General features: G+C 59.2%; 22 protein-coding genes. 10 read left to right on the top strand and 12 right to left on the bottom strand.

Translation table 11 applies throughout. The annotated features are described in order from the left end of the window. Positions 1–67: 67 nt before the first annotated feature. From NPS47_RS08300 to NPS47_RS08315, 4 genes are all read right to left on the bottom strand, one after another. Positions 68–1,339: a Rid family detoxifying hydrolase gene (locus NPS47_RS08300; RefSeq protein ID WP_274294502.1), complete on the bottom strand. Its 1,272-nt coding sequence runs from the start codon at positions 1,337–1,339 to the stop codon at positions 68–70. 333 nt (positions 1,340–1,672) lie between these two features. After that, positions 1,673–2,680: an acyltransferase family protein gene (locus NPS47_RS08305; RefSeq protein WP_274294503.1), complete on the bottom strand. Its 1,008-nt coding sequence runs from the start codon at positions 2,678–2,680 to the stop codon at positions 1,673–1,675. 102 nt (positions 2,681–2,782) lie between these two features. Continuing rightward, complete coding sequence (locus tag NPS47_RS08310) at positions 2,783–5,650, bottom strand: HD domain-containing phosphohydrolase (RefSeq protein ID WP_274294504.1); 2,868 nt, start codon at positions 5,648–5,650, stop codon at positions 2,783–2,785. A 158-nt stretch (positions 5,651–5,808) separates the two neighbouring features. Continuing rightward, positions 5,809–6,978 carry an MFS transporter gene (locus NPS47_RS08315; RefSeq protein WP_274294505.1) on the bottom strand — a complete coding sequence of 390 codons (1,170 nt, stop codon included), beginning with the start codon at positions 6,976–6,978 and terminating at the stop codon, positions 5,809–5,811. Between the two features lie 117 nt (positions 6,979–7,095). On the opposite strand from NPS47_RS08315, the gene NPS47_RS08320 reads away from it, so the two are divergent. Then, positions 7,096–7,563 (top strand): winged helix-turn-helix transcriptional regulator, encoded by a 468-nt coding sequence (locus tag NPS47_RS08320; protein WP_274294506.1) that lies wholly within the window; start codon positions 7,096–7,098, stop codon positions 7,561–7,563. 24 nt (positions 7,564–7,587) lie between these two features. On the opposite strand, the gene NPS47_RS08325 is transcribed toward NPS47_RS08320, so the two are convergent. The 5 genes from NPS47_RS08325 to NPS47_RS08345 are packed head-to-tail and all read right to left on the bottom strand — an operon-like array spanning position 7,588 to position 11,187. Then, positions 7,588–8,169 carry a DUF2889 domain-containing protein gene (locus NPS47_RS08325; RefSeq protein ID WP_274294507.1) on the bottom strand — a complete coding sequence of 194 codons (582 nt, stop codon included), beginning with the start codon at positions 8,167–8,169 and terminating at the stop codon, positions 7,588–7,590. Positions 8,170–8,217: 48 nt separating this feature from the next. After that, positions 8,218–9,045 carry an SDR family NAD(P)-dependent oxidoreductase gene (locus NPS47_RS08330; protein ID WP_274294508.1) on the bottom strand — a complete coding sequence of 276 codons (828 nt, stop codon included), beginning with the start codon at positions 9,043–9,045 and terminating at the stop codon, positions 8,218–8,220. A 26-nt stretch (positions 9,046–9,071) separates the two neighbouring features. Continuing rightward, complete coding sequence (locus NPS47_RS08335; RefSeq protein WP_274294509.1) at positions 9,072–9,491, bottom strand: MaoC/PaaZ C-terminal domain-containing protein; 420 nt, start codon at positions 9,489–9,491, stop codon at positions 9,072–9,074. 10 nt (positions 9,492–9,501) lie between these two features. Next, positions 9,502–9,942, bottom strand: a complete 441-nt coding sequence (locus NPS47_RS08340) for a MaoC family dehydratase N-terminal domain-containing protein (RefSeq protein ID WP_274294510.1) — start codon at positions 9,940–9,942, stop codon at positions 9,502–9,504. Positions 9,943–9,999: 57 nt separating this feature from the next. Beyond that, a complete protein-coding gene (locus NPS47_RS08345; protein ID WP_274294511.1) occupies positions 10,000–11,187 on the bottom strand; it encodes a lipid-transfer protein in 1,188 nt (395 codons plus the stop codon). Positions 11,188–11,447: 260 nt separating this feature from the next. Between NPS47_RS08345 and NPS47_RS08350 the strand changes: the two genes are divergently transcribed. The 7 genes from NPS47_RS08350 to NPS47_RS08380 all read left to right on the top strand — a co-directional run bounded on the left by NPS47_RS08350 (position 11,448) and on the right by NPS47_RS08380 (position 21,165). Next, complete coding sequence (locus NPS47_RS08350; protein WP_425313483.1) at positions 11,448–13,373, top strand: DUF1302 domain-containing protein; 1,926 nt, start codon at positions 11,448–11,450, stop codon at positions 13,371–13,373. Between the two features lie 25 nt (positions 13,374–13,398). Further along, positions 13,399–14,769, top strand: coding sequence for a DUF1329 domain-containing protein (locus NPS47_RS08355; protein ID WP_274294512.1), 1,371 nt, complete (start codon positions 13,399–13,401; stop codon positions 14,767–14,769). 420 nt (positions 14,770–15,189) lie between these two features. Beyond that, a complete protein-coding gene (locus NPS47_RS08360) occupies positions 15,190–17,286 on the top strand; it encodes a RecQ family ATP-dependent DNA helicase (protein WP_274294513.1) in 2,097 nt (698 codons plus the stop codon). Beyond that, positions 17,283–18,641 (top strand): DNA-processing protein DprA, encoded by a 1,359-nt coding sequence (locus NPS47_RS08365; protein ID WP_274294514.1) that lies wholly within the window; start codon positions 17,283–17,285, stop codon positions 18,639–18,641. Before NPS47_RS08360 ends, NPS47_RS08365 begins: the two co-directional genes overlap by 4 nt. A gap of 339 nt (positions 18,642–18,980) precedes the next feature. Then, positions 18,981–19,322, top strand: a complete 342-nt coding sequence (locus NPS47_RS08370; RefSeq protein ID WP_274294515.1) for a DUF6124 family protein — start codon at positions 18,981–18,983, stop codon at positions 19,320–19,322. Positions 19,323–19,706: 384 nt separating this feature from the next. Continuing rightward, positions 19,707–20,579 carry a TauD/TfdA dioxygenase family protein gene (locus tag NPS47_RS08375; RefSeq protein ID WP_274294633.1) on the top strand — a complete coding sequence of 291 codons (873 nt, stop codon included), beginning with the start codon at positions 19,707–19,709 and terminating at the stop codon, positions 20,577–20,579. A gap of 106 nt (positions 20,580–20,685) precedes the next feature. Next, positions 20,686–21,165, top strand: coding sequence for a 2,4'-dihydroxyacetophenone dioxygenase family protein (locus NPS47_RS08380; protein ID WP_274294516.1), 480 nt, complete (start codon positions 20,686–20,688; stop codon positions 21,163–21,165). 139 nt (positions 21,166–21,304) lie between these two features. Here NPS47_RS08380 and NPS47_RS08385 read toward each other — a convergent pair whose 3' ends face one another. Continuing rightward, positions 21,305–22,348, bottom strand: a complete 1,044-nt coding sequence (locus tag NPS47_RS08385; protein WP_274294517.1) for an alpha/beta hydrolase — start codon at positions 22,346–22,348, stop codon at positions 21,305–21,307. Between the two features lie 109 nt (positions 22,349–22,457). Here NPS47_RS08385 and NPS47_RS08390 point away from each other — a divergent pair, with 109 nt between their 5' ends. Both NPS47_RS08390 and NPS47_RS08395 read left to right on the top strand, forming a co-directional pair. Beyond that, the gene (locus NPS47_RS08390) at positions 22,458–23,483 is read left to right on the top strand and encodes an AraC family transcriptional regulator (RefSeq protein ID WP_274294518.1); all 1,026 of its coding nucleotides are present in this window, start codon (positions 22,458–22,460) and stop codon (positions 23,481–23,483) included. A gap of 74 nt (positions 23,484–23,557) precedes the next feature. After that, on the top strand, positions 23,558–23,791 hold the full coding sequence (locus NPS47_RS08395) for a hypothetical protein (protein ID WP_274294634.1): 234 nt from the start codon (positions 23,558–23,560) through the stop codon (positions 23,789–23,791). A gap of 177 nt (positions 23,792–23,968) precedes the next feature. Here NPS47_RS08395 and NPS47_RS08400 read toward each other — a convergent pair whose 3' ends face one another. After that, positions 23,969–24,913, bottom strand: a complete 945-nt coding sequence (locus NPS47_RS08400) for a malate dehydrogenase (RefSeq protein ID WP_274294519.1) — start codon at positions 24,911–24,913, stop codon at positions 23,969–23,971. Between the two features lie 129 nt (positions 24,914–25,042). After that, positions 25,043–26,665 carry a methyl-accepting chemotaxis protein gene (locus NPS47_RS08405; protein ID WP_274294520.1) on the bottom strand — a complete coding sequence of 541 codons (1,623 nt, stop codon included), beginning with the start codon at positions 26,663–26,665 and terminating at the stop codon, positions 25,043–25,045.

A 26,665-nucleotide genomic window follows, 5' to 3' on the forward strand; every position in this document is an offset into this window, starting at 1 on the left:
GAAAAAAGGAAGCCGGGGCCCCACCCCGACTTCCCTTTCTCCTCACCGCGATAGGCAAATTTGCCTGCTATTTTTTCGGCGGTGTGCCTTCAGCGTTCGCCACCACTACGTCGATCTGGACCAGCGCATTTTCAGGTAGCGCCGACACACCCACTATTCTGCGTGCAGGAACGCCGCCCGGGAAAAATGCCGTGTAAACCTCATCCATTGCAGCAATATCTTCAATGCTTTTAAGGAAGACATTGACCTTGACGACATCACTCATGGCGTGATCAATACTTTCGACAATTGCTTTAATGTTTTTCAAGCACTGCTCGGTCTGCTCCTTCACCTCCCTACCCGCCAGCTTTCCAGTGTTGGGATCTAAAGGTAATTGCGCAGAGACATGATTGTAATGAGAAAAGGCTACAGTCTGTGTGGACAGCGCATGCCTGGGGGCGCCAGCGGTGTTGTTTGCCTTTATGACAATCCCGTGCCGGTCTTCAACACGTTGCGGTGGTGTACCATCCCCGTGTGAGACAACGGCTTCTATCTGTACTAAAGCATCCATGGGCAACGCCGCGACCGCTACCGTAGTCCGCGCGGGAAAATAGGCGACCGCCCTGGCAATGGCCGAGTCCGGAAAAAAGGTGGTATACACTTCGTTCACAGCCTCAATATCCGCGAGGTTTTTAACGAAGACAGTGACCTTTACGATGTCATCAAAAGGAACATCAATACTTTCTAAAATCGCCTTGATATTTTTCAAACACTGCACAGCTTGTTCTTTTACACCCCCCGCCACCAACTTGCCTGTTTTAGGATCGATAGGCAGTTGGGCCGACAGGTTATTGTAATGCGAGAAAGCCACTGTCTGCGCCGACAGTGCGCTGACCGGTGCGTTCTCCGTGTTCTTTACAGTTTTTACCAGATCGCCTGCCTGTGGCGCATGTGGAATAGTACCTTCGCCGTTTGAAATCAGCGCTTCCACTTGCACCAATGCATCCATGGGCAACGCTGCCACGGCGACTGTCGTCAGCACTGGAACATAGCCAGGGAAGAATGCGGCATAGACACCATTAACAGCGTCGATATCGGCGATATTTTTAAGGAAGATTGTAATCCTGACGACATCTTCCATCACATGATCGATGCTTTCTATAACCGCCTTGATGTTTTTGAAACACTGTTCAGCCTGCGCTTTTACACCACCCGCTACCAAGGCGCCGGTTGCCGGGTCGACAGGTAACTGAGCTGAAAGATTATTATAGTGAGAGAACGCTACGGTTTGTGAGTATGGGCCTATCCCTTGTGGAGCTTTTCCTGTATTTCTCGCCAATACAGCGTTATAGCCACTCATCATAGTACTCCCATTCGTCTGGGACTTCGCAGGTGGTGTGGCAAGCACATAGTCCACTACGCTATCGACGGCTGCCACCGTTGGTCCGGGCGACTGACCTCACGTCCACACAGGGCAAGTGAGTCAGTGCCTGGGGGTGCTCCATGAAGCAGGATCAAGTGTAGTGGTCTCTGCGCAGACGGCGAGTCTAATTGCATCGAGTTTGTCGAATGGTACCCACGCGCGAAAGCACGGAGCGCTGATCCGCGGCCCGGCTATCGGCGAGAAAGCTCAATGCGAAAAAATGCGAAAACCAGGCCAGCACCAGCCTGCTGAACCGCCGGCTGCGGACATTTAGCCGGCAACAGACTGGCTGACCACTTTCCTGGAAAACGTCTTGCCAAACGCAATCCACCATTTTTCATAGTAGAACGTCGAGATATGCGCGGTGGCAAAAACGGCGGCGAACAACAAGGGTCGTTTCAGATATTTGACAAGGGTATCTCCACTGCCCAGCCAGGTCTGTTCTAACAGTGGGTGAACAACGTACAGCGCATACGAGATGGTGGCGATATAAAAAAGGAGGCGGTTATTCAAAAGCTGGGCAATGAGTGTCCGCCCATTGAACAGCGTGCTGCCGACCATTGCTGCGGCAAAATAGGGGCGCAAGTAGTTCATGAAGCCCGCTTCGGGATGGCTGGATACAACAAACAGCAGCGCTAGCAGTATTTGCGCAATCCACATGTGTTTCGCAAGTTGCGCAAAGGTGTCGCCCAGCCGACCGTTGTAGATCAGTGCCAGTATGCACCCGGCCAGTATCTCATCAATGCGGTAATACGTATTGATTGCGACATGGACTTCATTCATGACCCGGTACAGCGTTACGGCGATGCAGAGAAACGGGATCAGCACCATCCACTTGTTTCTCATCAGCACCACCATCAAGGCGATGGCGAGATAAAACTGGACCTCCATGCACAAACTCCAGAGATGGCCGTTTGCACTGCCAAGCCACATGGGCGGCCAGTTGGCAACGAACAGAAAGTTTGCGATGTAGAATTCCGATGGGCTGTTCATGAACGGTAACGCAATGGCCATGTACAACCAGGCGAGCGGCACAATTCTGAAGATCCTGCGAATCAGAAAGTCAACAACACTGCTGTTGCTGAGCAAAAAACTTGTGATCAAAAAGCCCGACAAGGTAAAAAATATCGCCATGCCCATCACGCCGGCGGTGGAATTCAATTGCCAGGGCTTGGGGCCAAGTGGCAACAGGTGGCACGCCAGGACCAGCAAGATGCTGATGCCACGCCATCCGTCAAGTACGCTTAATCGAGAGCCCGCTGCAGAACTATCATTCATATTTTTATTCGCTCTTTGAGTCGTCGCAGCGGTGAAAATTTCATGTAGCCAGAGCATTTAATGCCTGTAGTCTAGGCCACCTTTTGCACCTCACACCTCCCCTCACGAAAAAATCGTGCCCTGTATCTGTGCCAACCAATAGTCGACATCCACCTCATCGATCTGCTCGGCACGCAGGAAGCGCTCACCATACTGGCGATACACCCCGCTGCTCAGGAACAGCTGCAGCAGTTGCCCGTCGATGTGCTTGTCGCGGGCCATGCCGACGAGGATTTTCACCGATTCGGACAGGGTTTTCGGCGCCTTGTAAGGCCGGTCGGCGGCCGTCAACGCTTCGAAGATGTCGGCGATCGCCATCACCCGCTCGGCAATGCTCAGCTCATCCTTGCTCAGCCGGCGCGGATAACCGCTGCCGTCCATCTTCTCGTGATGGTTGCCGGCAATCGACGGTACGCGCCTGAGCTGGCGCGGAAACGGCAGGGAGTCGAGCATGATAATGGTCTGCACGATGTGTTCGTTGATCTTGAAGCGCTCCTCGTCGTTCAGGGTGCCGCGGCGGATCGACAGGTTGTACAGCTCGCCGTAGTCGCTGGCATTGGCCGGCAGGCGCATGTCGAAGCCCCAGACGTTGCGCGGGTCGTCCCTGGCCACCGGCGGCTTGCGCGCGCCCCAGGGCACCCGGTGCTCGGGGCGGTCAGCCAGCAGCGGCTCATCCACCGGCAATGGCGCCTGCGCTAGGCCGGCAAAGCGCTCCTGTTCGTCGCGCGAGATACCCAGCCGGTTGTCGAAATACCGCCGCCAGCAGCGCTGGCCGATCCGTTGCAAACGTTCGACGTCGGCCTCCTGCATGAACTCGCCACCGATATTGGCCTTGGCGACAAAGGCGAACTCCTCCTGCAATTCGGTCTGGCAGTGCTCCAGTGTGCGTTGCAGCGTGGACTGCTCGGCACCGCTGGCCAGGCCCTGCCAGTAAGCGAGCTCGGCATCGCGCCAGAGCACCTCGAAACGCATGCGTACCTCATGGATGCGGTTGTACAAGGTCTCCAGTTTGGTCGCCTTGTCCACCACATATTCCGGGCTGGTGACCTTGCCGCAGTCGTGAAGCCAGGCCGCTACACGAAACTCGTAGCGTTCGGCCTCGCTCATGGTGAAGTCGGCATAGGGACCGCTGTCCGCACGCACGGCCTGGTCCAGCAGCATCTGCGCCAGTTGCGGTACGCGTTCGCAGTGGCCACCGGTGTAAGGGCTCTTGGCATCGATGGCATCGGCCAGCAGCTTGATCATGGCATCCAGCAGGCGCTGCTGGGCTTCGACCAACTGGCGGGTCTCGATGGCCACCGCGGCAGCGCCGGACAACTCCTCGGCAAAGCGCCGGAACGGTTCGCGCACCTCATCGCGCGCATGTTCACTCTCCAACTGCAGGACCAGCATGCCGAGCAGCGCCTGGCTACGGTCATTGAGCACCACCGCCAGGCTGTGTCCGCGCAACGCCAGCGCCTGCGTGACGGCAGCCGCCAGATCCTCATGATCGCGTTCGCAAATCTTTATTTCTTCAGGGTAGCCCTCGCCCCGGCAGGAGGCCGCCAGACGCAGGAGTGCGTGGTCAGCATCGAACAGGTACACCGCGCCAGCGCTGACGCCGGCGGCGTCCACCAGATGACTGAGGACCCCGTCGAGCATGCGTTCCAGCTGGCTCTCGCGGCTGAGTGTGAGGGTGATCGCCTGGAAGTTGCGGATGGTTCCGGACATGCGGCTGAGCACCTGACTCAGTTCACGCACCTCGGATATCCGCGAGGTAACCCCCACCTCGCGGCTGAAATCGAAAGCCGTCAGGGCGCGCACCTGGTCGGCCAGCACGCGCAGCGGGCGGCCAATTCGTCGGCCGAGCAGACCGCCGAGGACCAGTAACACGCCCATTAGCGCCGCCGTCCACAGCAACTGTTCGAACAGCACCTTGCGCGCCCCGGCCAGCAGCTCGTGGGCAGGCACGGCGATCAGCACCTGCAGATCCTGTCCGGCCAGGGTCGTAAGCTGCGAGCGCATGCCATACCAGGTTTGCCCCTGCACCTGATAAGGCTGTAGCTGGGTCCCCTGGGGCAGGTCGGCGTAGATATGGTCCAGGCTGGGAATGCCTAGCTCGGCGATGCGTGAAAGGCGCACCGTCTCCCCCTCATGCACGATAACCCGCTGCAGGTCCGGATAGGCCACCACACTGCCTTGGTCGTCAACCACAGCGATTTCGGTGCCGGGGGTCATGCGCAGGTCGCGGCTCTCACTGGCCAGATCGTCGACCGAGACATCCATGCCGATCACCGCCGCGCCGTCGACGCTGCGCTGGGCCATGGTCAGGCCGATTTCGCGGGTGGTGAAAAACACGTAGGGACGGGTCAGTACGGTGGTGGAGCGCCCGGAGGCTTCGACAAACCAAGGGCGCTGGCGTGGATCGAAGTGATAGTCCGGCTTGAGCTGGGTCTTGAGCAGCGTCAACTCCCGGTCGTAGTAACGCCACTCACCCAGCATCGCGCCGTCGTCGCCCTTGCTGATGGTTTGCACCAGGAACGCAGTATCTGGCGGCGCGGCGAAGCGCTGGAGCAGCTGCGGCCCGCGTAGCCGGCGGACGAGGAGGAACTCGCCGTTGGAATAACCGACGTACACGGCGCTGAGCATGTCGTTGGTGTTCAGGTTCTCGACCAGTTGCGCGAGCCCCTCCAGGCGCTCTGTCAGGTTGCCAGCGACCGGATTGAAAGCTAGCAGCCGAATGCTGCTCTGCGCCGGATCGATCAGACGCCGGGCGCGCTCGTCGATGGTCTTGCCAAGCTGCTGGGCCGAATCGCCAGTGGCGGCCACAAGCGTCTGCTGTACCCCGCGATAACCCTGCCAGGCCAGGCCGACGCCAAGCAACAACATGCCGAGCATGATGGCCAGCGCCACCAGCAGTTGCAGGGAGACGCCCCGTCCTGGGTTCTTCATGACACAGGCCCGACGGCGCGAACCGGGAACACAAGGCTCGCCCACCGGCGGCCCTCCAGCCAAGCAGCATGACCCATCAGCGCGCAGCCCATTGCAGGTTCTCGATATGTGGCGGTTTCAACAGTGTAATCGGCCAAATCGATCATGCAGGCCTGATTTCAACTGCTCGCTGGTGTATCACGCAGATACGCCCAGTACACCAGAGCCACACCACTGATGACCGCGCCAAGCACACAGACCGCCACCCATCCCCAGTGGGCGTAAGTGTAGGTCGCAGCAATCGCGCCAAGCCCACTGCCCACCGAGTAAAAACACATATAGGCCCCCACCAGACGGCTCTGCGCATCGGGCCGGGCCGCGAAGATCAGGCTCTGGTTGGTGACATGCACGGCCTGTACGGCGAAATCCAGCAACACCACACCCACCACCAACGCCAGCAACGAGCTTTCGGCCCATGCGCTAGGCAGCCAGGACAGGGTCAACAGCGCCAGGGCGATCCCGGTCGTGCGTTGGCCACGCCCCTGATCGGCCAGGCGTCCGGCGCGTGCAGCTGCAATGGCACCGGCAATCCCGGCCAGGCCGAACAGCCCGATCTGGGTATGCGACAGCGACAACGGCGGCGCGCTCAGTGGCAGCACCATCGCCGTCCACAACACACTGAATGCGGCAAAGATGAGCAAGGCAAACATGCCCCTGACGCGCAGTACCCGCTCGCTCAGGAACAGCTGCACTACCGAGCCCAGCAGTTGCCAATAGCTCAGCCGGGCCGGTGCCAGTGTCGAGACTGGCATGCTTCGCTGCAGCACCAGCGCCATGCCGACCATCAATGCCGCCGAAATAAAGTACACCGCCCGCCAACCGGCAAGATCGGCCACCACGCCGGAAACCAGGCGTGCCAGCAGGATGCCCAGGACCACGCCGCCGGTTACGGTGCCGACCACCTGGCCACGCTGTTCGGGGCTCGCCAGGCTGGCGGCGTAAGCCACCACCACCTGGACCATGACGGCCATCAATCCGACCAGCAGCATCGCGCCGAGCAACACACTCCAGTCTTGGGCCAGGCCCACCACGCACAGGGCCACAGCCGACAGCAGCATCTGCGTCAGGATCAGCTTTTTGCGATCGAACAGGTCACCCAGCGGGACCATGAACAACAGGCCCACGGCGTAACCGATCTGCGTCGCGCTGACCACGGTGCCAATGCTGCTGGCCGGTATCGCCAGGCTGACCGACATGGACTCCAGCAGCGGCTGGGCGAAATAGACATTGGCCACCGCCATGGCGCAGGTGAGCGCAAACAGCAGCGTCAGGTGCCGGTTCAACAACATCGTCAGCCCAGCCTTGGAAACCGGTTTCAAAATGAAACCGCTGCGTTGATTTCTAACAAATGAGGTTTTAATCTGCAACCACTTTGCTTAATCTCTTATCTCTGCCGACGGTGCGCGATGACCACAGATAAACAACCGCTACAAAGCGAATGCCCGGTGGCGCGGGCGCTCGACGTCATCGGCGACCGCTGGGTGCTGATGATCCTGCGGGAAGCCTTCGAGGATATCCGCCGCTTCAATGACTTCCAGAAGCGCCTCGGCCTGGCCAAGAACATCCTCGCCACGCGGCTCAAGCTGTTGGTCGAAATGGGGGTGTTTGTAGTTCAGCCGGCATCCGACGGCAGCGCCTACAAGGAATATGTGCTGACTGAAATGGGCCGCTCGGTTTTCCCTGTCGTGGTAAGCATGCGCCAATGGGGCGAACGCTTTCTCTTCCGCCAGGGCGAGCGTCATTCGGTGCTGGTGGACAACGACCTGTCGCAACAGGTCGAGCCCCTCGTGGTCCGCTCTACGTCTGGAAAAATACTGACCCCGGCAGACTGCCATCGGCGTGTGGTCACGCGGGAGTTGCACTCAGGGAAATGAATCGTTAACCCACCTGCCACCGCTTCAGCTCGGCGCTGGGTCATCGATCGGCTGCCACTCATTGGCGCGGCGGGCGGCATCGCCATCAGGGTGATAGGCATGGCAGGTGCCGACTACCCAGTGCTTGGGCATCTGGTAATCGCGGTCCTGTGCAGCACGCTGACGTTGGCGCTTGCGCAGCACCGGCGCCAGGGTCTGGATCGCGGTGGTTGCCATGGGCCCAAGCAATTCGGTCAAGTGGGTGCAGCCCTTAACCCCACCTACCCGCTCGGCAACCCGCTTGCGGAACCCCGGGCCGATACTCACCCCCACCAATGCCGCATAGGCGCGGTTGATCTGGCTGCACACCGGGGTCGGCGCCTGTTCGGAAACGGCTTTGATCTGCTGGATCACCAGCGTGCGGTCGATGGTCATGACGATACGCATGTAATGCAGTACGCCATTGGCCGGAATGGTGCCGTAGGGGAAGTCGGTATCAACGCCTTTGGTGTCGAGCAGACGCCCCTCGATATCGAACAGGCCGTCATCACGCTCAAAACCTGTGCAAACCACCTGGCGAGTGTGCAGCAAACGCCGCTTGGGCTGACCGGTAATTGACAGGGTCATGGACATGCACTCCAGAATGGCGGAGCGCCAAGGCGCCCCGCCGCATTTTCAGACGTTACCCAAGCCGCCACCGCACACCAGTACCTGGCCGCTGACGTAGTCCGACTCCGGAATGCAGAACAGGTAGACCGCGCCCGCCGCTTCCTCGGTGTTGCCGGGACGGCCCAGCGGAATCAGGGTTTTGGACTGCTCGACGATGGCCGGGCTGATACCCACCTTGATCTCGCGGCCTTCGATGTTGATGTAGTTCGGGTCGCCTTCCACCGGTTGGGTCTGGCGGGTTTCGATATGGCCGAAAGCAACGGCGTTGACGTTGACCTTCATCCGTCCCCACTCCTTGGCCAGGCACTTGGTCATGCCCAGTACCCCGGCCTTGGCGGTCGAATAGTTGACCTGCCCCGGGTTGCCGCTGGCGGATACCGACGACACGTTGACCACTTTGCGATTGACCACGCGCCCTTCGGCGGCTTCTTGCTTGGCCATGGCGCTGATGATCGGCTGCGCCGCGCGCAGGATGCGGAACGGCGCGGTGATGTGGCAGTCGATGATGGCGTACCACTGCTCATCGCTCATTTTCTGGATCACGTTGTCCCAGGTGTAGCCGGCGTTGTTGACGATGATGTCGATGCCGCCGTAATTGTCGACGGCGGTCTTGACGAAGCGATCGGCGAAATCGACCGCGGTGACACTGCCGACGCAGGCCACGGCATCGCCACCGGCTGCGCGGATCTCGGCCACCACTTCTTCCGCCGGGCCGGCATCCAGGTCATTGACCACCACGCGCGCGCCATCGGCGGCCAGTTTCAGCGCCACACTGCGGCCAATGCCACGGCCGGAGCCGGTTACCAGGGCGACTTTGCCTGTCAGTTTACTCATCGGGATATTCCTTGTTTTTAGGGGGTTCAGGTCAGCGCCACGACGGCTTCGCCAACCAGTTTGTCGTCGCCGTATTGATTGGCGCAGCGGATCGCCAGGCGGACACGCGGTTCACCCTCGGCCTCGAAGCATTCGATGACCCTGGCGCTGCAGGTCGGGACATGCCCCAGCTGCGTGATACCGGTGAAGCGCACCGCCAAGCTGCGGATTTGCGCTTGCGCCACCCACGCGGTGAGCAGACGGCCAAGGTAGGCCACCGACAGCATGCCGTGGGCGAACACATCGGGCTGGCGCGCCTTGCGGGCGAAGTCCAGGTCGATGTGCACCTGGTTGTGGTCGCCGGAGGCACCGGCGTAAAGCGCCAGCGTGGTGCGATTGACCGCTGGCAAGGTGAGCGACGGCAGCTCGAAGCCGACCTGCACATCGCGCCATTGAATAGGGTTCATTGCCGGCTCCTCAACGCTGGACCAGGGATGAGCGGATGTCGGCGATGTGCTGGCCATCCTGATTGGTCACACGGGTCTGTTGCACCACAAACGTCAGCGCCCCGCCTTTTTTCTGGTAAACGTCCAGCACCCGGGTATCGAAGGTCAGCACGTCGCCGGCGTAAGCCATGCCGTGATAGTCGAAACCCTGTTCGGCATGGAGGATGCGCCCCAGGTCAAAGCCAAACACCTGCTGGACGATGTGATCGGTGTCGCGCCCTTCGGCTTCCAGGCACATCAGGAAGCTGGGCGGCACCGGCAGCGAGCGGTGCCCGGCTTCTCTGGCAGCGGCTTCGTCGGTGTAAACCGGGTCGGTCTCGCCAATTGCCTTGGCAAAAAAACGCAGGCGGCCCTTTTCAACTTCACAGGTGGTCACACCCAGTGAACGGCCGATCAGAGTCTTGTCTGCCATCTCAGATCATCCTGTCAGTCTGTGCAAACGCGCGCCCATGACGGGCGCGCAGTATCGTCAGGCGCGACCGAACAGGGTCACGATGCCGGCGCCACCCAGCCCCAGGTTGTGCTGCAGGGCGTGCTGCAGGTTGGCCACCTGACGCTTGTCGGCGGTGCCACGCAGTTGATGGGTCAGCTCGTAGCACTGGGCCAGGCCCGTGGCACCCAGCGGATGACCTTTGGACAGCAGGCCACCGGACGGATTGATCACCACCTGGCCGCCATAGGTGTTGTCGCCGTCCATCACGAACTTCTCGGCGCCGCCTTCCGGACAGAACCCCAGCCCCTCGTAAGTCAGCAGTTCGTTGTGGGCGAAGCAGTCGTGCAGCTCGCAGACGCGGATATCTTCAGGGCCGACACCGGCTTTCTCGTAAACCTCGGTAGCGGCCTGACGGGTCATGCCGACGCCGACAATGCTGATCAGCGACGGCGGCTCGAAGGCCTCAGGCTGATCGGTCACCAGCGCCTGGGCAAGGATGCAGACATCGGTACGCAGACCGTGCTGCTTGGCAAAGCGCTCGGAAACCACGATCGCTGCGGCACCACCGCAGGTCGGCGGGCAGGCCATCAGACGGGTCATGACGCCAGGGAAAATCACCTGGTCGGCCATCACGTCTTCGGTGGTAACGATCTTTTTGAACACCGACAGCGGGTTGTTGGCGGCATGGCGGCTGGCTTTAGCACGGATGGCAGCGAAGGTTTCCATCTTGGTGCCGTATTTTTCCATGTGCTCGCGACCGGCGCCGCCGAAGAACTTCAGCGCGTCCGGCATGTCGCGGCCTTCAGGGAAGATCGCATCGACCACTTCATGGCCCTTGCCATAGGTGATCGGACGGTCGAGCCAGTGCGACTTCAGGGCACCGGGCTGCATCTGCTCGAAGCCGAAGGCCAGTGCGCAGTCCACCGCGCCGCTTTCCACCGCCTGGCGCGCCAGGAAGAGCGCGGTAGAACCGCTGCCGCAGTTGTTGTTGACGTTGATCACCGGAATGCCGGTCAGCCCCACCTCATACAGCGCCGACTGGCCGCTGGTGGAGTCGCCGTAAACGTACCCGGCATACGCCTGCTGGACCTTGCGGTAATCCACGCCGGCATCCTGCAGGGCCTGGCGGATAGCCTGGGCGCCCATTTCGATGTAAGTCCCGCTCTGGCCAGGCTTGGCAAATGGAATCATGCCGACACCGGCGACAAATACTTTCTGCGACATCATGTTCTCCAAGGTCAGTTTTCAAGGCCTACGCCATTCACCCCTGCCTGGCGGCGATCGCGGCAAACCGTCCGACGATGGTCACGTAATGACGAGCAAAGCCGTCCCCCCCCGGTGGAGGGGGCGTACCAGCCGAGGGGCTGAGGGGTGGTCAAAACCGACCCTCCCCCCCCACTTGAGGGGGAAGGGTAAAGCGCACCGGGGTTAGCGTTTGCGGGCAGTCACCCGAACAACAACAAGATCACAGGGGTATCCTAGACGTGACTTTCGCCCTCCACCCAAGCGCGCATCGCCCGTGGCCCACCACCACGCTGCACAAAGAGTTCCGCCCGCACCTGCTGGCCCTTGCCGTTGGCCTTGGCGCGTGCACCAGTGCCAATGCCATCGACTTCCAGATCGGTGAAATCGAAGGCCAGTTCGACTCCTCGCTGTCGATCGGCTCCAGCTGGTCCGTGCGCGGGCCGGATCCGAAATTCATCAACGCCGCCAACACCATGGGCCTGCGCGGCGAATCGGCCACCCGCACCGCCGACGACAACCGTCAGAACTTCAAGAAGGGCGAGACCTTTTCGAAGATTTTCAAAGGCGTGCATGACCTTGAACTCAAGTACGGCGACAGCGGTGTCTTCGTGCGTGGCAAGTACTGGTACGACTTCGAACTCAAGGACGAACACCGCCCGTTCTACGACATTGACGACCGCGGGCGCGACGACCTGGCCAAATCGTCCGGCGCCGAGTTCCTCGACGCCTTCATCTACCACAACTACAACCTGGGTGAACTGGCCGGTAACGTGCGCCTTGGCAAACAGGTGGTCAGCTGGGGCGAAAGCACCTTCATCGGCAACTCGATCAACAGCATCAACCCGATCGACGTCGCCGCCCTGCGCCGTCCGGGTGCCGAGGTCAAGGAAGGCCTGGTGCCGGTGAACATGTTCTATATCTCCCAGGGCCTGAGCGAGAACCTCAACGCCGAAGCCTTCTACCAGTTGGAATGGGACAACTCGGTCGTCGACAACTGCGGCACCTTCTTCGGCTCCGACCCGCTGCCCCAGGGTTGCAACGACCGTCTGGTCTTCGCCGGCCCGGACCTGGCCCCGGGTGTTGCAAAAAACACCGCGACCGCCGCCCAGATCCTGCGCGGCACGGTGCTGGACAACGTCTATATGCCGCGCCTGGAGGACAACGACCCGCGCGACAGCGGCCAGTACGGCGTGGCCTTGCGCTGGTTCGTCCCGGAGCTGCACGACACCGAATTCGGCTTCTACGCCATGAACTACCACAGCCGCACGCCGTTCCTGAGCTTCAAGCAAACCACCACCGCACCGATCACCGCCGCCCAGCTGGGCGCCCTGCCCGCCGCTGCCAGGCAGCTTGCCGCGGTTCAGAACCAGTTCGACCGGGTGCGTTCGGCGCGCTACTTCGTCGACTATCCGGAGGATATCCGCCTGTACGGGGTGAGCTTCCAGACCACCCTGGGCGCCACCTCGGTCGGTGGCGAAGTCAGCTTCCGGCCGAACATGCCGCTGCAGATCAACACCGCCGACCTCAACCTGGCGGCACTGCAGTCCACCGACACCGACTTCAGCACCCAGACCTCGCCGGTGTTCACCAGCGGTGAAACCGCCCAGGCATTGGGCGGCGACCTGCCCGGCTACAAACGCATGCCGGTGATGCAGGCGCAGGTCACCGCCACCCACTTCGTCGACCAGATCTGGGGGGCCAGCCGCCTGACCCTGATCGGCGAGGTCGGCTACAACCGCATCAACGGCCTGGGCGACGCCGATGGCACCGATGTCCGCTTCGGCCGCAGCCCGGTGTTTGGCCCCGGCGCCTTCCCCGGCAACCAGAACACCACCGTATGCGCTACCGCCACCAACCCGCAAAAGGCGTGCAACAGCCACGGTTTCTACACCACCGATTCGTGGGGTTACCGGGTGCGCACCAAGCTCGACTACCCCAACGTCATTGCCGGTATCAACCTGTCGCCGAACCTTGCCTGGTCCCATGACGTGGATGGCTGGGGCCCGAACTTCGAGGAAGGCGCCAAGGCCATCAGTGTCGGACTGGATGCCGACTACCTGAACGACTACACCGCGAGCCTGAGTTACACGGACTTCTTTGGCGGTCGCTACAACACCAACACCGACCGCGACTACGTCTCGCTCAGCTTCGGCATCAACTTCTGAGTCGCAAACGACAGAGGGTACATCCATGAAAGCAAGCATGATCAACACCGTCGGCGCGCTGGCGCTCTCCCTCCTGGCCAGCAACGTCATGGCCGCCGTCAGCGAACAGGAAGCGGCGCAGCTGGGCACCACCCTGACCCCGTTGGGCGCGCAGAAAGAAGGCAACGCCGACGGCAGCATTCCAGCCTGGAACGGTGGTCTTAAAGCCGGTGCGGCAGCCGTGGACAGCAAAGGTTTTCTCGCGGACCCGTTCGCCAGCGAAAAACCGCTGTTCACCATCACCGCCGCCAATGCCGAGCAGTACAAAGACAAACTCACACCCGGCCAGCTGGCGATGTTCAAGCGTTACCCGGACAGCTACAAAATCCCGGTCTACCCGACTCGCCGCACCGCCCAGGCGGCCCAGAACATCTACGACGCGGCGAAAAAAAGTGCCGTCAGTGTGCAACTGGTCAATGACGGCACCGGCCTGAGCAATTTCGCAGGTTCGCGCTACTACGCCTTCCCGATCCCCAAGAGCGGTGTCGAGGTCTACTGGAACTACGTGACCCGCTACCGCGGCGACAACGTCGAGCGCTGGTCGGTGCAGGCCTCGCCACAGGTCGACGGTGCCTACTCGATCGTCGAAACCCATGACCAGAACAGCTTCCCGCAGTACATGGATGGCGTGAACCCGGAAGAAGCGAAGAACATCCTTTACTACTACATTTTCGCGGTCAACGCCCCGGCGCGCCTGGCCGGTACGGTATCGATGGCGCATGAAACCATCGACCAGGTAAGCGAGCCACGCAAAGCCTGGACCTATAACGCCGGCCAACGCCGTGTGCGCCGTGCGCCGCAGCTGGCCTACGATGCACCTGGCCTGGTCTCGGACGGCCTGCGTACCTCCGACAACGCCGACATGATGAACGGCTCACCGGACCGCTACGACTGGAAGCTGGTGGGCAAGAAGGAAATGTACATTCCCTACAACAACTACAAGCTGCAGTCGCCGAGCCTGAAGTACGCCGACATCATCAAACCCGGACACATCAACCAGGACCTGACCCGCTACGAGCTGCACCGGGTGTGGCATGTGCAGGCGACGCTGAAGTCCGGGCAACGGCATATCTATGCCAAGCGCGACATGTACTTTGATGAGGACACCTGGGTGCTGGCCGAGGTCGATCACTATGATGGTCGTGGGCAGCTCTGGCGGGTGGGTGAGAACTACACCTACAACAACTATGACAAGGGTTTGAATGCGCCTGCGGCGCAGGGGTTCTATGACATTCTGGCGGGGCGGTATGTGGTGGCTACGATGAGCAACGAGTCGAAGCTGGCGCCGCAGTATGGGGGACGGACCAAGCTTGCGGACTTTACGCCGGCGGCGTTGCGTAATGCGGGGATTCGCTGAGGTTTGAAGGTTGTTTTGTGAATGACGCCCTGCGATTGCAGGGCGTTTTTTATGGTTTGGATGACGGATGCCGGACGGGCCGGTGGGAGCGGGTTTGTCCCGCGATACGATGCGGCTGATAACACGCAATCGCGAGGCAAGGCCGCTCAAGCCCGCTATCAAGGGTGTGGCTCCGCGGCTGATGGGAACCTGGCAACAGGGGCACCAAAGTAGCAAGTTAAGACAGTTGCCCTCACCGGCCCTCTATGCGCTGGCTGCGACCGGCCAAAAGCGACTACTTAAGGGACAGACTGCTCAAGGTTTCGTAAACTGCACAGCAAGAGGTCATTCAAGCCGCATACAAGGCTTAAACACAAGACCATCTCCCTGCCATATTGGAGACGCCTCTTGGGGAGAGTCGATGAAAAAGGGATTTATCTAATGCAACGGGACGATGCTGAGAAACTGCTGAAAGTCGCTATTGATAACTCGGCAGCTACGTTTAGGGATGGGCAGTGGGAGGCTATTGATGCCTTGGTCAACCATCGCAGGAAGATGCTGGTTGTCCAGCGCACAGGCTGGGGCAAGAGTTCCGTATACTTCATCAGTACGCGAATCCTGCGTGATCGGGAGCTGGGGCCAACCATTATCATCTCACCTTTGCTGGCTCTGATGCGTAATCAGATCGAGGCAGCCCGCCGGCTGGGCATTAACGCCGTCACCATCAACTCCACCAATACTCACGAATGGGAACAGGCCCGGCAGGCCGTGCTAGCCGATCAGGTCGATTGTTTGTTGATCTCTCCGGAACGACTGTCGAACGATGGCTTTATGGAAACCATTCTGCAGCCAATCGCGGATCGTATCGGCTTGATGGTGATTGACGAGGCGCACTGTATTTCTGACTGGGGGCATGATTTCCGGCCGGATTACCGGCGCATCGTCAACATTCTGCGTTTCCTGCCGGCCAATACCCCTGTTCTGGGAACAACTGCGACTGCCAACAAGCGGGTTGTGGAGGATATCCAGGCTCAGTTTGGCGATATCAATATCGTGCGTGGTACGCTGACACGCGAGAGCCTGGCGTTACAGAACCTGTACATGCCCGATCAGGCGAGCCGTTTGGCATGGTTGGCTCAAACCATCCCAACGCTACAAGGTACGGGCATTCTATATACCCTCACCCAGCGTGATAGTGAGCAGGTCGCTCGCTGGCTTCGTGCCAATCGGATCAGTGCTGCGGCGTATCACAGTGATGTTGCTCACCCTGACTTTGGCAGTAGCGATCAATACCGCCAGCACCTGGAAGATGAGTTGCTGACAAATAACCTGAAGGTGCTGGTGGCGACCTCTGCGCTGGGAATGGGCTATGACAAACCGGATCTTGGCTTTGTCATTCACTACCAGGCGCCTGGCTCAATCGTTGCGTACTACCAGCAAGTCGGCCGAGCAGGAAGGGCTATAGATTATTCGCTTGGCCTGCTCATGTCCGGGGAGGAAGATGAGAAGATTCATGCGTTTTTTAGGCGCTCGGCCTTCCCGCCCGCCGGGCAGGTTAGGCACTTACTGGGCGTACTGGCTAACTTCGATGGGCTGACAGTTCGTGACCTGGAAGAGCACAGCAATCTCTCCCATGGGCAGATAGAGAAGATCCTCAAGCTCCTCAGTGTTGAGAACCCTGCCCCCCTTATCAAAATCGACAGCAAGTGGTTGCGCACCCCGGTTCACTACGAACTGGATGAGGCCCGTATTGCCCGACTCACCGAGTTGCGCGAGCAGGAGTGGCAGCAGGTTCAGGCTTACCTGAATGAGCCTGGTTGCCTAATGGCATTTTTACGCGGTGCGTTGGACGACCCGGAGCATGAAGGCTGCGGAAAATGCACGAACTGCATGGGCACGGCGCTGGTATCTTGCAATGTAAACAGCAAACTAGTGCATCAAGCTGCAACATTTATTCGCCACGCCGAATTTCCGATCAAGCCCAAGAAGCAAGTCGCCAAAGGAGGTTTCAAACACTACGGCTTTCCGACGAACCTCCCACCTCAGCTACAAGCGGCTGAGGGACGGGTGCTTTCACAGTGGCGTGATGGTGGCTGGGGAGATTTGGCTGCTGAGGGCAAGGAGCGCGGTCATTTTGACGATGCTTTGGTTTCTGCCATGGCGGAGATGATCCACTCGCGTTGGCAGCCGAATCCCAAGCCTGCGTGGCTGTGCTGTGTGCCTTCCCTGGGAAATCCAACGCTAGTCCCTAATTTTGCTCGGCGGTTGGCAGCTGCTTTAGGGATTCCTTTCGTCGGCTGCATAAGTAAGGTCAGGCAGAATGAGCCGCAGAAGTTCCAATACAATCGCTTCCACCAGTGCCGAAATTTAGATGGTGTGTTCGCTGTAAGCGAAAATATCCCTTCTGGCCCGGTGCTGCTGGTTGATGACATGATCGATTCAGGCTGGACGATGACCGTCATTGCTGCACTGCTCAGGCATGCTGGCAGCGGGCATGTCTATCCGCTGGCAATTTCATCTACGGCAAGCAAAGCATGATAAATACCAATACCCAGTCGATCCTCCTGCTGACTTCTTACTTTTCGAAGTCAGCCGGTGACGCCAAACCGCTTTCCCCAACCGAGTGGGGGCGTTTCGCTCTGTGGCTCAACGCGCAGAGCAAGACGCCTGCAGATTTGGTGACGGATGATCCACATGCAGTGCTTCAGGGCTGGCAGGATGACAAGATCTCGTTGCATCGCATTGAGCAGCTGCTTGAGCGTGGTCACGCGCTGGCATTAGCCCTAGAGAAGTGGAGTCGCGCCGGAATATGGGTGCTGACTCGCTCGGATGCTGACTACCCCAAATTGCTCAAGCAACGTTTACGCAACAGTGCGCCACCCGTGCTTTTCGGTTGTGGTAACGCACGGCTGCTTAACCAGCGTAGCGTTTGTGTGGTCGGCGCGCGCAAGGCGGATAATGCCGATCTCAATTACGCCACTGCTTTGGGTGAGCGTATTGCTGTGGCAGGCATGACCGTGGTTTCAGGTGGCGCACGCGGCGTCGATGAAGCTGCAATGCAGGGCGGTTTACAACAGGACGGAACCGTCATCGGCATAATGGCAGATAGCTTGTTGTCGGCGGCGATGGCCAGCAAATGGCGACAGGGATTGATGAGCAACAATCTGGTACTGGTTTCGCCGTTCTATCCTGAGGCTGGATTCAACCCTGGCAATGCCATGGCGCGTAACAAGTACATTTACTGCCTGAGCCAAGCCGCAGTGGTTGTTCGCTCCGATACCAAAGGCGGAACCTGGAGCGGCGCGATTGAAAACCTGAAAAAAGTGTGGGTACCTTTGTGGGTCAAGCGTGATCAGGATGTCCACTCTGGGAACCAGGCATTAGTATCGCAAGGCGGGCGATGGTTGGAGGAGGAAGCAGAGCATTTGGATGTGCAGAGACTGTGTGCTCAAGCCACTCCCGAACCAGGTGTTTCCGGATTGCGGACTGCTGTCCAAGGACTTGCCTGCACGGAAGCCGAGCAACCTAGTCCAAGTATTGCAAATGAAGATACCCCGCAAGCAACTTCCTCTGTAAATGGATTGATTGGTCAGGGTACTGAGGCTACTTCAGAGCAAATCGCTGCTGTTGCAGAAATGAGTTTTTATCAGTTTTTCCTCAAAAAAATGGCGTACTTTAATGACGCTGTCACAGTTGATGAGCTGGATGCGCAATGGGACGTGTCCAAGAAACAGATCAATGATTGGCTCAAGCAGTCAGTCGACGAGGGGGTTGTCCAGAAGCTGACAAAACCTGTGCGCTACCAGCTCCAGAAAGACCCAAAGCCTGAAGATTGCGCTACTGCAAATCCAGTCCATGAATCTGCCGGGCAGCTGGGATTCGTCCTCGATTAATGCTTCGTCCTAGTGCGATGCGACCGGCCGCGCTGGGCCGAAAACACCCATAAAGTACTCCCCTCTTGAATCCCTGCTCCAACCCCGTTACCCTCCATAACGTCGCTGTAAATCCAGCGACCGGGTTTGGTAGCCCGACCTCTCCAAGACGTGCAAGCGTCCCATCCGTCTCGGCAGGCGCTTTTTTTGTGTCTGTCGTTTCGTGTCATGGCGGCTGTGCGCAGGGCGCATTCGTGCGCGCTGGGTTTCTTGGAGTCCCGGTCTACCAACCTGTGTACAGCCGTCACCAATCGTTTGGTAGCGAGCGGTGAATGGCTCCACTACTCCAGGAGCTCCACCATGACAAAACCCGTTCCCGATCCACCCCTCACCACCCAAACCAGCACCACCTTCGGCTCCTGCAACGGCAGCCACGATCCACTCTTCGCTGTCCGCGCCGGTGTCTCATCCGAAGACGCCCTGGTCCACGCCTCCGTCCTGCTTAAAAGCGCCTACCAGACCAACGCCCACGCCTGTGAGATGGTCAATGCCGAGGTGCGTGGTTTGCTGTGGGCGACTGAGCAATCGCTGGAGATGAGCCTCGCGCTGGTCGAGGCGTTGCTGGATGAGGTCGAAGCGCGCTCGGCAACGGCCGCGTTGTTGCGTCGCACGATGCAAGCAGGCCAGTCGGCGGCGGAGTGATCGCCTGCGATTGTCCTGGGCCGCCGATGCGGCCCTATCAACTACCGTCGTTCGCGTTTTCAGCGCTTCGTGACAGGCAGAATTCGGCCAAAAGCAGACACCCGACTGACATCAAAACACAGTCCGTTCACCTCAATTTCTTGTCCCAAAACGCGAAGAAACTGTCCTGTCGCGCCAATAGCATTGCACCCAAGATACCTACTATAGGAGCGCCCCTGTTCAAACAACCGAGGGCGCTACCCATAGCGGATGCCCCTATGGCGCACCGCTGAACAGCACGTATTGGAGACAATAATGACAACAGTCGCCGCAGACCAAGACACTCCTTCACCTATCACCCCCTCGGCATCCGCCATAATCCGGCCGTCAGTCCGACAGCATTCAATCAAGGTGGAGATTTGTTCCCCGGCCATCGGCGCCGAACTCCGCAACATCAATCTAGCCGATGCGACCCAGGACCCCGACCTGATCGCGGAAATCAGGGCGCTCTGGTTGAAACACAAAGTGCTGTTCTTCCGAGATCAGAACATCAGCCCCTTGGAGCAACAGATGTTCGCCGCGCAATTCGGCGGGCTGGAAGGTCATCCCCTGGCGCCGAGCCATCCGGAAGCAGACAAACTGCTGATGTTGTACCGCAATCTCGACCCAAGTAAACCCAAGAGCTTTGTCGAGAAGGCCAGTCGCGAAAACCTTTGGCATACCGATGTCACCTTCAAACCGGCACCACCTCGCGGAGCGATATTGCGCTGCGAGCAGGGTCCTGAATCCGGTGGCGACACTCTGTTCTCAAACATGGTGATGGCTTACGAGAATTTGCCGGAAGCCATCAAACAACGGATCGATGGTCTATACGCCAAGCACAGTGCCGAGCACTCCTTTGGTGCCCAGTTGCCACGTGAAGAACGTCACGCCATGGCTGCGAAAAACCCTGCCGCCGAACACCCGGTGGTGCTGATTCATCCAGAAACAGGCGAAAAGGTGCTATTCGTCAACTCCGCGTTCACCACGCACTTCTCGAATTTCTTCAACTTCGAGGATATCCGCTACGGACAGGACTTCATGCCGGAGGCTCATCATTTGATGAACTACCTGACGTCTCAGGCCGCGATCCCGGAGTACCAAGTGCGCTTGAAATGGCGAACCAACACGATTGCCATGTGGGACAACTTGCAAGTCCAGCACTACGCGGTGGCTGACTACGGCAATGCACCACGCAAGATGCTGCGCGCCACTCTCGCGGGCACCCCGCTCACCTGATCCCGAATCCTCGGTGGAGCCTCCAAGCCCCCCGGCCATCACCGATGGTCGGGCGATCCTGGCTGCCAACAAATACTCGATTTGAACTGCGTCAAAGGAGAGACCCATGCTCTACGAACACGTCGACACTGCCGTCATCGATGCTGAAACATTGCCGTGGGTGCCGTTCACACCCTATGCGGAAAACGTCCTGCTCAAGTACTTCAAGCTCGACCCGATCCGTGGTGAATGGATCGTCATGATGAAAGCGCCGATAGACATGCAACTCCCCAAGCACCATCACACTGGAACGGTGATGGTCTACACAATCGAAGGCCGGTGGAAATACAAGGAGCATGACTGGATCGCCGGCCCTGGCAGCATCGTCTATGAGACTGCCGCATCGACTCACACCCCCGAAGTCGTCAGCACGGGCAGCGCCGACGGGTATGTGCTGACGCTGGTTCACGTGACCGGTGATCTCGCGTTCCTGGACGGGAACGACAACATCGTTGCGCTCGAAAACTGGAAATCCGGATTGCATCGCTACCTTGCCTATTGCGAGCAACACGACATCACGCCGAAAGATCTGACGGCGTTCAACTGATCCGGATGGCATGAGAAGTACCGGCATCCCCGGTGTTTAGGGGTGCCGGTTGTGCGTCACATCGAACAACCCCTTAGCCGCTCGAATGTCACGATGCACCGTGCGTGAGCGCCACAACCTACAGTGCAAAACGCAGGCTCTAGCGTTCCAAATGCTCAAGAAACTCCAGCAGCAATTCGTTGACTTGGTCGGCGCGCTCTTCCGCCGCGCTATGGCCCACACCGGCAAGCAGCACCTTTTTCCGCAATCCAGGCAAATAGGTGTCGAGTTGCTCGTAAAGGCCACGTATTTCGGCGGGTTCAAGTGACGGATCAGCAGCACCACCGATGAACATGCTTGGCTGGCGAATGACCGCCCCGTCGAGAAACGCTGTGATTTCCCAATTCCGGTCGCGACAGCGGTAGTAATTCAACGCACCGGTAAACCCTGTACGTGTGTACTCCGCGACGTAGTAGTCGAGCGACCGCGCGCTCAACCATGACGGGAACTCCCCCTTGGGCTCCGTGAAAGCATTAAGAATGGGCTCACCAGGCTCGACGAACAAGCGCCAGCGTTCTGCTCCGACTGCATTGCCGGAGATCGAGTAGAAGACACTGCGCAAGGTCTTGCGCGGATCATTCGCTAACTCGCGATCCGGCTTATCGAGCTGCTGGAAATACAGATGGTGGTACACCCTGCCCTTTGCCATTGCCTGTAAAGCTACGGTTGGTTTGATCTTGCCCCGTGGGGGCACGGGCGTATTGAGCATCACGAGGCTGCGGAACAGATCCGGGCGCAGCATGGCCGACGCTTGGGCCACCCAAGCGCCCAAGTCATGCCCAATGATCACCGCAGATGTTTCGCCCACTGCCGCCATCAAACCAACCATATCGCCGACGGCCTGGCTCATGTCATAGGCCTCGATGGCGTCAGGTCGATCTGTCTGCCCAAATCCCCGTTGATCCGGGACGACGACCCGATAACCAGCCTCGGCCAACGCCAGGATCTGGCGCCGCCACATGTACCAGAGATAGGGAAACCCGTGCAGCAGAAGGACGAGTGGACCTTGCCCTTCGTCGACATAATGCATGCGAATACCGTTGATTTCAGCAAAGCAGTGGTTGAATGCGTCTGGGTCGTCGGCATCCACTTTCCCCATTGCGGCGAGCGACTGACCAATGTGCATTGCAGCGGGCGTATCCATTTACTACCTCCATTTTTTGTCGTTGTCGGCGTTGAAGGTAGCCCTGACAAGGTGTTTCGCACTAAGCTTCTTAGGACACAAAATTGGGAATCTGGGACACGAGGAAAACATGTATAGCCTCACGCGAAGCGCCAGCCTTACCGGCTATGAGCCGGTTGCCCGTTCAGTGGGGCTCGATCCTTTTCGTATGCTGCGACTGACCAAACTGCCGGCCGGCATCCTCGACGATCCGAATATCATGATCAGTAGCGACTCGGTGGGATGGCTTCTGGAGGAGTCCGCGCGTCTGTCCGGGCAAGTGGCTTTTGGGCTGTTAATGGCAGAGCACAGACTCCTTTCCAACTTTGGCATGTTGGCGTTGCTAATCCGCGAAGAACCAACACTTCGGGCAGCGCTGCAATCTTGCTTCCGCTATATGCGCCTGCATAACGCCGGTGTGCACTTGCGGCTTGAAGATGCGGGCGATCTGACCTTGCTGCATGTGGGCGTGAACATGCAGGGTCATCATGGTGTCTGGCGCCAGGCTATCGAACAATCGACCGGGATCATGCTGCGCACGTTGAGTATTCTGAGCGGCAATACCTTCCGCCCGATAAGGGTCTGCTTCACCCATGAATGCCCTTCCAACCTGGAAATCCATCAGCGCGTATTAGGACCCGCTATCGAGTTTTCACAGGAACTCAATGCCATCATTTGCCGCGGGCGCGATCTGGACATGCCCATTCCTGCGGCTGACCCCGCGTTGAATCGGGAGGTCAAGCGATCACTGGATATGCAGCTGGCTAATCTGCAGGACGAGCCGACGCAGCGAGTACGTCAGATCGTCAAGATGCTGCTGCCAAGCGGGCTGTGTTCTGTCGATGGCATTGCCCAACACCTTGGCATGCATCGACGCACACTTAACCGTCACCTGGCGAGCGAAGGACAGAGCGTGACAACGATCATCAACGCTGTTCGTGCTGAACTCGCCGAAGAGTATTTAGCCAATAGCAAGCGCCGACTGTATGAAGTTGCCGAACTTCTCGGATTTTCTTCTGCGGGAGACTTTTCACGCTGGTTCCGCAGCCAGTTTGGCAAGACGCCTTCGGCTTGGGCCACCTCCTACCGAGAGAGCAAAGCAACACCCCCGATCTAAATTTCAGAAGATAGGTTCAGAGGCGATTCACACGCCTAGCGGTCATCCACGTCGACTGAACCTATGAAGCCGCACTGAACGCATCCGACGTCGACCGTGTCATGACCTTGTATGCAAACGATGCCGTGTTCATGCCTCAGCACAGCCCGCCGGCCGTAGGCCGTGATGCAGGAAGCGCGGCGTATCGCCAGTTCAGCGATCAAGCCCAGATGGTGATGTTCCTCAAGAACGTCGCAATGGCTGGTGGACTTGTGCTGTTGGCAGTCGCGGGACCCGGCGCGTTCAGTTTCGACGCTCGTAGAGCCTGACTCAGCTGTCATAAAGCGAAATAGAAACTGCCGGTGGGAATCCACCGGCAGGTGTAAAGCGGTGGGAGCGGGCTTGCCCCGCGATTGCGGTCTATCAGCGACATCGCATCGCGGGGCAAGCCCGCTCCCACCGCAGAGGCTGTTTTCAAGGCACCAGGTCAAGACTGCTGCGGCCCCTCATCCAGCCCCGCTCACTAAAGCATTCATCTCAGCAATATCGCGCACCACCTGATCTGCAGAATGATCGAACATCGCCTGCTCCTGCGCATCCAGGGACATCTCGATCACCCGCGCAACCCCCAGCTCTCCCATCACACAAGGGACACCCATGGCGACACCGGTTCGCCCGTACTCGCCCTCGAGAATCGCGACCGTCGGCAAAATGCGGTTTCGCCCATTGGCGATGGCATCGACCATCTCTGCAATGGCCACGCCCGGCGCATCGCAGGCGCTGCCGACCTTCTTCAAACCCAGAATCTCGCCGCCACCCTGACGGGTGCGCTGCACAATCCGCTCTATCTGCTGATCAGTCAGAAAGTGCGACAGCGGCACCGAACCGACCGCACAGTAGCGCATCAGCGGCACCATGCTATCGCCATGCCCGCCCAGCACCAGCGCGGTGATATCCCGGGCAGAAAACCCGGTCTCTTCGGCAATGAAACATTTCATGCGCGCGGTATCCAGCACCCCCGCCTGCCCGAACACCCTGTTACGCCCGAGCCCACTGAGACTGCACGCCCGGTAGGTCAGCACGTCGACCGGGTTCGACACCACCAGCACCGTCGCCGCCGGGGCATGCCGATTGATATCGCGCATGATGCCATCGAGAATGGGCAGGTTGATGCTCAATACATCCTGACGCGACTGGCCAGGCTTGCGCGGCACACCCGCGGTAATCACCACCAGGTCGGAATCCTGCAGCAATTCGGCATCGGAGCCGCCGTAAACCCTGGTATCAGAACCGGACTCAACTGCCGCCTGCCAGACATCCAGCGCCTTGCCCTTGGCCAAATCACCCTGCACATCAATCAACATCAACTCACGACAGTACTCTTCCCGGGCGATGATCTGCGCAGCGGCCTCACCCACTATTCCGGCACCCACGATTGATAGCTTGTTCACCTCACACCTCCCAGCGGGTCGCGCCACCAGCAACATGCCCGCGTGTACAGAGAAGTATTACCCGCAAATGCTAAAAGACCACCCGAAGGTGGTCCTTGAGGAGTGGACTCAAGTTGCGATCAACCCAGGTTAAACCACAAAGTTCGACACCAGACCATTGAGGGAAACGGCCAGCCGCGACAGTTCCTGGCTGGCAGCGCTGGTTTGTGTCGCACCGGCGGCGTTCTGCGAAGCCAGTTCGCGGATATTGACGAGGTTGCCATCCACTTCCCGGGCTACTTGCGCTTGCTGCTGCGCAGCACTGGCAATCACCAGGTTGCGTTCATTGATCTGCGCGAACGAAGACGCAATCTGATCGAGGGCCTGACCCGCTGCCTGGGCCACTTCCAGGGTGCCATGGGCGCGGGTGTTGCTTCCTTGCATGGCATTGACCGCCTGCACGGTCCCTTGCTCGATGGCCATGACCAATTGCTCGATTTCCTGGGTCGAGCGCTGGGTACGATGGGCAAGGCTGCGCACTTCGTCGGCGACCACGGCAAAACCGCGACCGGCCTCACCCGCCCTGGCCGCTTCGATGGCCGCATTGAGTGCCAGTAGATTGGTTTGCTCGGCAACCGTGCGAATGACATCGACCACCTGGCTGATGTCCCGTACCCGCCCGGCCAGGTTTTCTACCTCACCGGCCGTTACCGTTACGCCAGTGGCCAGCTCGGCAATAGCATCGACGGTACGCAACACCTGCTGTCGGCCCTGCTGCGCGGTCTGGTCGGAGGCGCGCGTGGCGTCGGCCGTGACCTGCGCGTTGCGGGCAACATCCTCCGCGGCACTGGTCATTTCATTGACCGCCGTGGCCGCCTGCTCGATCTCGCCATTTTGCTGATGCAGCCCATGACTGGCAGTTTCGGTCACCGCACTCAACTCTTCGGCAGCCGACGCCAGCTGATTGGATGACTCGGAGATAGCCAGGATGGTGTCACGCAGATTGCTCTGCATGGTCACCAGTGCGCCCATCAGCCGCGCGGGTTCATCACTGCCGACCACCACGGCGCTTGTGGTGAGATTGCCGGTTGCCACCGTCTCGGCCAACCGGACGGATTGGCGCAGCGGCAAGACGATGCTGCGAATCAAGCCAACGGCAACGATGCATGACGCCAGCGCGACGACCAAGAGCACGCCGATTACACCACTGCGTGCACTTTTGAACACCTCGACACTGTTGGCGGCAGCACCATTGGCACCGCGGTTGTTAAATTCGATCAGCTCGGTGAGTGTCTTGCTCAGCTCGTCCGCACGCGGGTTCATCTCACCATTGATGAGGTGGCGGGCTTCGTCGAGTTGATCCTTGCGCGACAAATCGATCACTTTGGCCTGAAGAGACATGTAGGCCGCTGCCGCGGTCTTGAAGCGCTCGAACAATACCCTGTCCTCATTGATGAGAATGGTTTTTTCGTACTGCTCCAGTTCTTTCTGGGTTTCGACCTTGAGCAAGTCTATTTTGTTGTAGTTCTGCTCAAGGCTTTGCGGGTCGCGGCTGATCATGACGCGCAAGGTCAAGGCACGGATACGTTGAACGTTTTGCGCGCCGTGACTCAAGCTCATCACCCCGGGTAACCAATCGTCACTTATTTGCCGGGTGCTTTCACGCATGTCGTCCAGCTTGGACAGCGCAAATATACCCAGGCCTGCAGTCAATACTGCAACCAGGCTGAAACCAACGGACGCACGCCAAGCAATACTTATGTTCCTGAACAT

The sequence above is a fragment of the Pseudomonas putida genome (genome assembly GCF_028682475.1).
In the GTDB taxonomy this organism is placed as follows: Bacteria; Pseudomonadota; Gammaproteobacteria; order Pseudomonadales; family Pseudomonadaceae; genus Aquipseudomonas; species Aquipseudomonas putida_AG.

What these genes read in the sequence shown, in the direction of transcription:
- NPS47_RS08300 (WP_274294502.1), bottom strand. Translation starts at nt 1,339, where the DNA reads ATGAGTGGCTATAACGCTGTATTGGCGAGAAATACAGGAAAAGCTCCA.
- NPS47_RS08305 (WP_274294503.1), bottom strand. Translation starts at nt 2,680, where the DNA reads ATGAATGATAGTTCTGCAGCGGGCTCTCGATTAAGCGTACTTGACGGA.
- NPS47_RS08310 (WP_274294504.1), bottom strand. Translation starts at nt 5,650, where the DNA reads ATGAAGAACCCAGGACGGGGCGTCTCCCTGCAACTGCTGGTGGCGCTG.
- NPS47_RS08315 (WP_274294505.1), bottom strand. Translation starts at nt 6,978, where the DNA reads ATGTTGTTGAACCGGCACCTGACGCTGCTGTTTGCGCTCACCTGCGCC.
- NPS47_RS08320 (WP_274294506.1), top strand. Translation starts at nt 7,096, where the DNA reads ATGACCACAGATAAACAACCGCTACAAAGCGAATGCCCGGTGGCGCGG.
- NPS47_RS08325 (WP_274294507.1), bottom strand. Translation starts at nt 8,169, where the DNA reads ATGACCCTGTCAATTACCGGTCAGCCCAAGCGGCGTTTGCTGCACACT.
- NPS47_RS08330 (WP_274294508.1), bottom strand. Translation starts at nt 9,045, where the DNA reads ATGAGTAAACTGACAGGCAAAGTCGCCCTGGTAACCGGCTCCGGCCGT.
- NPS47_RS08335 (WP_274294509.1), bottom strand. Translation starts at nt 9,491, where the DNA reads ATGAACCCTATTCAATGGCGCGATGTGCAGGTCGGCTTCGAGCTGCCG.
- NPS47_RS08340 (WP_274294510.1), bottom strand. Translation starts at nt 9,942, where the DNA reads ATGGCAGACAAGACTCTGATCGGCCGTTCACTGGGTGTGACCACCTGT.
- NPS47_RS08345 (WP_274294511.1), bottom strand. Translation starts at nt 11,187, where the DNA reads ATGTCGCAGAAAGTATTTGTCGCCGGTGTCGGCATGATTCCATTTGCC.
- NPS47_RS08355 (WP_274294512.1), top strand. Translation starts at nt 13,399, where the DNA reads ATGAAAGCAAGCATGATCAACACCGTCGGCGCGCTGGCGCTCTCCCTC.
- NPS47_RS08360 (WP_274294513.1), top strand. Translation starts at nt 15,190, where the DNA reads ATGCAACGGGACGATGCTGAGAAACTGCTGAAAGTCGCTATTGATAAC.
- NPS47_RS08365 (WP_274294514.1), top strand. Translation starts at nt 17,283, where the DNA reads ATGATAAATACCAATACCCAGTCGATCCTCCTGCTGACTTCTTACTTT.
- NPS47_RS08370 (WP_274294515.1), top strand. Translation starts at nt 18,981, where the DNA reads ATGACAAAACCCGTTCCCGATCCACCCCTCACCACCCAAACCAGCACC.
- NPS47_RS08380 (WP_274294516.1), top strand. Translation starts at nt 20,686, where the DNA reads ATGCTCTACGAACACGTCGACACTGCCGTCATCGATGCTGAAACATTG.
- NPS47_RS08385 (WP_274294517.1), bottom strand. Translation starts at nt 22,348, where the DNA reads ATGGATACGCCCGCTGCAATGCACATTGGTCAGTCGCTCGCCGCAATG.
- NPS47_RS08390 (WP_274294518.1), top strand. Translation starts at nt 22,458, where the DNA reads ATGTATAGCCTCACGCGAAGCGCCAGCCTTACCGGCTATGAGCCGGTT.
- NPS47_RS08405 (WP_274294520.1), bottom strand. Translation starts at nt 26,665, where the DNA reads ATGTTCAGGAACATAAGTATTGCTTGGCGTGCGTCCGTTGGTTTCAGC.